The sequence below is a fragment of the Prevotella sp. genome (assembly GCF_036570325.1).
Taxonomy (GTDB): Bacteria; Bacteroidota; Bacteroidia; order Bacteroidales; family Bacteroidaceae; genus Prevotella.
This window is the reverse complement of sequence record NZ_DATCYK010000009.1, coordinates 1-6,085: the sequence shown is the minus strand read 5'-3', so window position 1 is coordinate 6,085 and position 6,085 is coordinate 1. Positions and strand designations below refer to the sequence as shown.

Annotated in this window: 5 protein-coding genes; 1 reads left to right on the top strand and 4 read right to left on the bottom strand. The window is 51.1% G+C overall.

Going from position 1 to position 6,085, the window contains the following annotated elements; genetic code table 11:
- Nucleotides 1–135 precede the first annotated feature (135 nt).
- Nucleotides 136–672: an NUDIX domain-containing protein gene (locus tag VIR50_RS00750; RefSeq protein WP_331933237.1), complete on the bottom strand. Its 537-nt coding sequence runs from the start codon at nt 670–672 to the stop codon at nt 136–138.
- Nucleotides 673–729: 57 nt separating this feature from the next.
- Between VIR50_RS00750 and VIR50_RS00745 the strand changes: the two genes are divergently transcribed.
- Nucleotides 730–996, top strand: a complete 267-nt coding sequence (locus VIR50_RS00745; RefSeq protein WP_331933236.1) for a hypothetical protein — start codon at nt 730–732, stop codon at nt 994–996.
- A 213-nt stretch (nt 997–1,209) separates the two neighbouring features.
- Here the strand turns inward: VIR50_RS00745 and VIR50_RS00740 are convergent, their stop codons facing one another.
- The 3 genes from VIR50_RS00740 to VIR50_RS00730 all read right to left on the bottom strand — a co-directional run.
- Nucleotides 1,210–2,820 carry a carboxylesterase/lipase family protein gene (locus VIR50_RS00740; RefSeq protein WP_331933235.1) on the bottom strand — a complete coding sequence of 537 codons (1,611 nt, stop codon included), beginning with the start codon at nt 2,818–2,820 and terminating at the stop codon, nt 1,210–1,212.
- Between the two features lie 172 nt (nt 2,821–2,992).
- Complete coding sequence (locus tag VIR50_RS00735) at nt 2,993–5,491, bottom strand: zinc-dependent metalloprotease (RefSeq protein WP_331933234.1); 2,499 nt, start codon at nt 5,489–5,491, stop codon at nt 2,993–2,995.
- A gap of 5 nt (nt 5,492–5,496) precedes the next feature.
- Nucleotides 5,497–6,085, bottom strand: a 589-nt coding sequence (locus VIR50_RS00730; protein WP_331933233.1) for an ROK family protein, incomplete at its 5' end; no start/stop codon positions are given.

Below are 6,085 nucleotides of genomic sequence, written 5' to 3'. Positions count from 1 at the left end.
GGTCTTGGCCTTGGCGGGACTCTCTACGATAACTAAATTTTCCTGCATGATTGGCTGATGTTATTTTAATTTTGGCCGCAAATGTAGTTATTCTCTTTGTTTATACCTTATTATATGAAGATAATTTGACTTTTTTTAAGTTTTAGTCTTCGCCCGCTCCTCCAACCAACGGATAACTCCCTGACGGATAGAGCGCAGCCCGAATTCCTCGGGATTGATTTTATCAATGGGCAGCCATAGGCTCTCGGCCACGTCGTCCATGGCCTCCACATGGGTCCCATCGGCCACCGTACAACGGAAAAACAAGTCGAGCGTATGGATTTCAAGGCCCGAATAGAGATAAATATTGGGCAACGAGAAGAGATATTGGCAGGCCGTTACCCGCAAACCGGTCTCTTCCCTCACCTCACGCGCAACGCCCTCCTCGGCCGACTCCTCCATATCGGCAAAGCCACCGGGCAGGTCGAAGGTGCCTTTGGCGGGCTCTTTCTTGCGTCGTACCACGAGCAGCTCGTCATGACTGTTGATAATCAAGGCCGCCGTGGCCGCACGGGGATTGGCGTAATAGGTCAGTCCGCACTCCTCGCAATGCCGACTCAAACCATTATGGATGACGAAACGGGGCGATCCGCACTGCGGACAATACACAAACTTTTCTAAAGGATGATTCATGAGCGTTAAACATTTAAAGAGTAAGGCCTAAGAAACGGGCCGCAAAACGAGCAAGCATTGATTTATCAAGAAAAACCAACCGCCACGTTGAGCGATAGCAAAGATAAGCAAAATCGGCGCCAAACGCCTCATAGGAACCAAATAATTCACACGCCACACGCAAGAAACTTTTGGCCGAACAAGCGGCAGATGGTTCGTGAAAAGGAAACAACAAACGGCCTACGGTTAAGAGATGAGCTTACCGCCGTCAAAGCCCCATTCAGAAAGGACCGCTCCTCGGCTTTGCGAAAGCAGCCTTTCGGGGCGATGAAAGCGGGCTTTTGACAAGGTCATAGCAGCCCTTTCATCGGGTAAAAGGCCAACTTTAGGAAAACGGTTATCGAGAAGCAAACGAACCGGCGGCCCACAACAAGGGGCCAAAAGATAGAAAATCGTCGATTTTCGGCCATTTCATCGTAAATTCAAAGCAAAAAAAACATGGATACATCCGGCTATCTATGCACGGATATATCCATGAAACAAAAGGATAAAAGCAGCTTACTTTATAAACAACTCGTCCAAATAATGATTGAGTTCCTCTATCTGCGGGTCGGCCACTTGGCGGCTATTGAGGTCGAGGTGCATAACGGGCAGCGCACCCTGCCAGCCATTCACGGCGTCCCATCGGGGCATACCGAGCCCGTTGGGGTTGCCGGTCTTGACGAAGTTAAGGTAAACCGACTGGAAGATTTCTGACATTTGGTAATCGTTCTTGCCCCAATCAAACATGCTATTGGTGGCCAAATTGCCCATGGCATACTCTATATCGGCCGAGTGAACAGCGCCCAAATCACGATGAACCGGCGCTTTTTGAGCGTTATCTACCGTTCCTCCGGCTAATCCCGGGGCCTTTCCCACTACCTTAAACTGTGGCCGCGGATGGTTATATACGTAGCGATAAACGGGCTTCGTTGAGGTTTGACGCAGCAGGTCGGTCCATTTCCATGTGCCATAGGTAATAAAGATACTGCCACCCATGGCGTAACCGGGCAGTCCAACGACGTCGGCGTCGGACTTGATGTTATAGAGTCGGAGCAGTTTTTCTGCGTCGGCACGAGGTCCAAACATCGATGGAATGGCCTTTTTTAGGTTCTCCAACGTAGGCGCCATGCCTTTCATGTAAGCCATGACGGGCATTTCGGTATTGTTATGGCCTATGAGCGCGGGCACCTGAGCTTGCTCTCCCTTGCGATAAGTGTCGAGAGGATGCTCGGTAAAGAACTTCCCATCCACACAATAACCGGGCACTCCGTTAAACTCGGCTATGCTATTGAGCTTATCGGCAGGCAGCGCCCGGAGGTCTTTTATCGACTTAAAACCATGCTTGCGGGCCCATGTCTCGCCGTTTTTCTCGGCTTCTTTTAATGTCAACACCGGTCGTGGGCCCACCACACTGCCGCTGGAGCCCATCACTTGGTTGATAAGATGGCGCGACATAGGCGACGCCATCAACGCGCTTACCGACATAGAGCCGGCCGACTCACCCACGATGGTCAGGCGATTGGGATCGCCACCAAAGGCCGAGATGTTATTTTTCACCCATTGAATGGCCGCCGCCTGATCCATAAAACCGTAGTTTCCCGAGCCATGATAGGAGGTTTCTTTCGATAATTGGGGATGGGCGAAGAAGCCGAATATGCCTTCACGGTAGTTGGCCGTTACCACTATGATTCCCCGACGGGCCAGTGTAAGGCCCTGATAGCGGGGCTCACTGCCACTACCCGACATCAAACCGCCACCATTAAAATAAAGAAGTACGGGCAGGTTCTCGTTCATCTGCCGGGCCGGCGTCCAAACGTTGAGGTACAAACAGTCCTCGCTGTTGACCGGCGAGCCGAAAACCATGTCGCCATAAACATTGAACTGAATGGGATTGGGACCGAAATCCTTGGCCTGACGCACGCCTTGCCAAGCCTCAAGGGGCTGCGGTGCCTGCCAACGAAGGCGGCCAACGGGAGGTTGGGCGAAAGGTATGCCACGGAAAATCTTGACTCCCGAGGAGTCGATTCCTTCCAAAACACCGCTACGAACGGTAACACGGGGGCCTTGGGCCAAGGCTGCGAGCGAGAGCGCAAGGCCGCAGAGAGTAAGAAATAATTGTTTACGCATAAAGTAAAAAAATAAATGTTTAGCGATTAGAAACAGCTTGCTATCATAAGGATAGTTAAGTCATGTTGCTACAAAAATAAACATTAATTCGGATTAACGCAATAAATCGAAAAATAAAAAGCCACGAAGATGGCACTTCATGGCTTTTTATGAATGGACGGGCAGACGTCTGTCAGGCTTTCACCTGCTTGTCACGAATGAGTTTTATCTGGCGCAGCAGGTCCTCGTAGTGGGCCTTGTTAATACCCGAACTCTTGCTTAGTTGGGCCTTAACGAAGGCTTCCACCTTGTCGAGGTGGGCCGACAGATAGAGCAACGCGTCGGTATTGATGGCCCGCAGGTCGCTGGCCGAGCCCGACTCCTTCACTTGTGGATTCAAACTGCGGTTGATATTGTTGATATAAAGCCGCTCCAACGCACGTCGACACTTGTTACTCATTTCGTTGGAAGCCGTCAGTGGTTTCCAAACGGTGCTGAACAACTTGTTCAGATAGGTGTCTACTTTCAGCGCTTTGGGCGATGTGAACGAGTCATCGTAAATCTTCGACAGCGTGGCGGTTGACATCGCACGGTAAAGAAGCAGGCTTTGACGGTCCAAGATGTCGCTCGCGGGATTGATATACGCCTTTCTCACAAGGTTATCGGGATACAACCAAAGCGGCGCTTCAAACAAATGACGACCCAAGAAGTCGAGGGCCTCGAGCTGAAGTTCGGCCGGTTGCAACTCAATAGGCTCCTTGCCGGGGGTATTATTCAAGTAACGGGCGCCCAAATGCTTCACTACATGATTGCAATAGCGGCGATATTGGTCGCGAACGCTGGCATACATTTCTATCAAATCGGTGTATTGATCGTTATCCTCGTGCGTCCAGCGGGGCAAATTGGCCAACACCCGCTTCAAGTTCTTTATGCCATAGTCGCTGGCTTTCATGCTGTTGTCGCCCAAGTCCTCGGTTTGTGAGCGTGGATCTTCGTCACGTCCCTCGCCCGAAAACCACAAACGGGGATTTGCGGCCAGCACTTTGGTGGTCTCATCCATCAGCCCTTTCTTCTCGGCATGCTCGTCCTTGAACTCCGGACGGTACTGATAACCCCACTTGATGGCCCATTTGTCGTAGTCATTGATACGGGGGAACAATCCCTTCTCGCTGATTCCATCCTCGGGTTGAGCCACATAATTGAAGCGGGCGTAGTCCATGATACTGGCCGTATGGCCGTGGGCTTCCACCCATGCCTTGTCGCGGAGCTTCTCAACGGGCGTGGCCCAACTTGCGCCCATGTTGTGACGAAGGCCCAAAGTGTGACCTACCTCGTGGCTGGAAACAAACCGTATAAGTTCACCCATGAGCTTATCATCGAAGTGCATGGTCTGTGCGCGCTTGTCGAGCGGCCCACATTGGGTCATATACCACTTGGTTAACAGGTTCATAACGTTGTGATACCAGCATATATGGCTCTCTATGATCTCGCCACTTCGTGGATCTATGATGTGAGGACCGTACGCGTTCTCGATCTCAGCGGGCAAATAACGAATAAAACAGTAACGAGCGTCGTCGGGACTGATGTCTTCTCCCTCGGGAACTTCCTTGGCCACGATGGCATTTTTGAAGCCCGCTGCCTCGAAAGCCACGCTCCAATCGTTCACGCCGGCTATCAGATAAGGCACCCACTTCTTGGGAGTGGCGGGGTCAATGTAGTAAACTATCTGCTTCACAGGCTCCACCAACTTGCCTTTGGCGTAGGCTTTCTTGTCCTTGGGAACCAACCGGAAGCGGGCCGCTATGCGCTCGGGATTGGTCTTGTGCTGGTCATCGTCGAAATAGGTGACCCGCGATGTGAAGTAACCCACACGCTCATCCCACAGTCGTTTTCGCATGGGCGTCTTTGGCAGCAGCACCATGCTCGTGTTGAGTGCCAACGTTATGTTGCCCGTAGCTGCCGCCCTGATCTTTCCGGAGGCTGTCGCGCTGTACGTACGGGTCGAAGCTATCTCCACATTGATAGGAAATGTCTTGATGGTATCAATGAAAGAACGATCGCTAAGCATACCACCTATGCTGTATTCCTTCGACGATTCGCGGGGCATTCCCATGGAGTTGTTGTCTTTTAATAGGAAAGAAGACACTTCTATCAGGTTCATTCCCTTGTTAGGATTCTTTCCTATTATCTTGAAAGAGGCGATAATGGGGTCTACGGTCGAAGCCATGAGCGTCTTGGAAATACGCGTTGTGCTATCGGCTTCTTGTGTACGGACGTATGCCCGCAGGTAAAGCGTCTTGCTGTCGTGCTTCTCGAAGTAGACCGTTTCCTCATTGACTTCCTCGCCACTGAACTTCCCGACGCCCTGCGGAACGCCCGTCAAGCGGGTAACTGCAAGAATGTAACGGCCCAACAGTGAGTCGGGGATGTCGAAATACCACTTATCCTCAATGTGTCTTACGTCGAAAAGACCGCGCTCTAAGCTCGTGCTTTTCTTGATAAGTTCGGCATATTCGTCTTTTTCTTTCTTCTTTTCATCGGCTTTCTCGCCCTTTTTGTCCTTACCGGACGTGTCGTTTGCCTTTTTCACTTCTTGCTTCGTAGAATCGGCCACGGCAAATCTCATCGCCCCGGCATTGAGCGGCAATGCCAAGACAAATAGGCCAATCAACAGCTTGTTGCTTGTTTTCATGTTGTTTATTGGAGTACATTGTTACGGGCCAGCATGCAAGCGCCAACGACGCCGGCACGGTCCTTGAGTTTTGAAATTCGGATTTGAGTGTCTTTGTTGACAAGGTTGAGCGAATACTTCAGCACGGCCGAGCGCACCGCATGCAGGATAAAGTCGCCCGTAAGTGAAAGAGTGCCACCCAAAATGACCAACTCCGGATTGAACAGATTGATGAGTCCGGCCACGTGCATGCCCAAATTATGGCCTATCTTCTCGAGGATATCGATGCAGAGCGGGTCTTCTTGGTTGGTGGCCTTGATGAGGTCAGACAACGTTAGCTCCTCATTGGCTTTCTTCTTTAGGATGGATGTCTCGCCATTATTGAGCCTTTCCTTGAATATCCGATAGAAAGCGCTGCCTGAAGCCTCGGTTTCCAAACACCCTTTCTTGCCACAATGGCAAAGTATCTCGTTGTCAAACGCGTGGATATGGCCGAACTCTCCCGAGAAGCCCGAGCGCCCTTTGTAGAGGTTTCCATCGATAAGAATGCCGATACCAAGCCCCCAACTGACGTTAAGAAACAAGATATTCTTCTCTCCTTTGGCACTTCCTTGC

Excerpts from the sequence above, each read along its gene's own strand:
- VIR50_RS00750 (WP_331933237.1), bottom strand. The coding sequence starts at position 672 with ATGAATCATCCTTTAGAAAAGTTTGTGTATTGTCCGCAGTGCGGATCG.
- VIR50_RS00740 (WP_331933235.1), bottom strand. The coding sequence starts at position 2,820 with ATGCGTAAACAATTATTTCTTACTCTCTGCGGCCTTGCGCTCTCGCTC.
- VIR50_RS00735 (WP_331933234.1), bottom strand. The coding sequence starts at position 5,491 with ATGAAAACAAGCAACAAGCTGTTGATTGGCCTATTTGTCTTGGCATTG.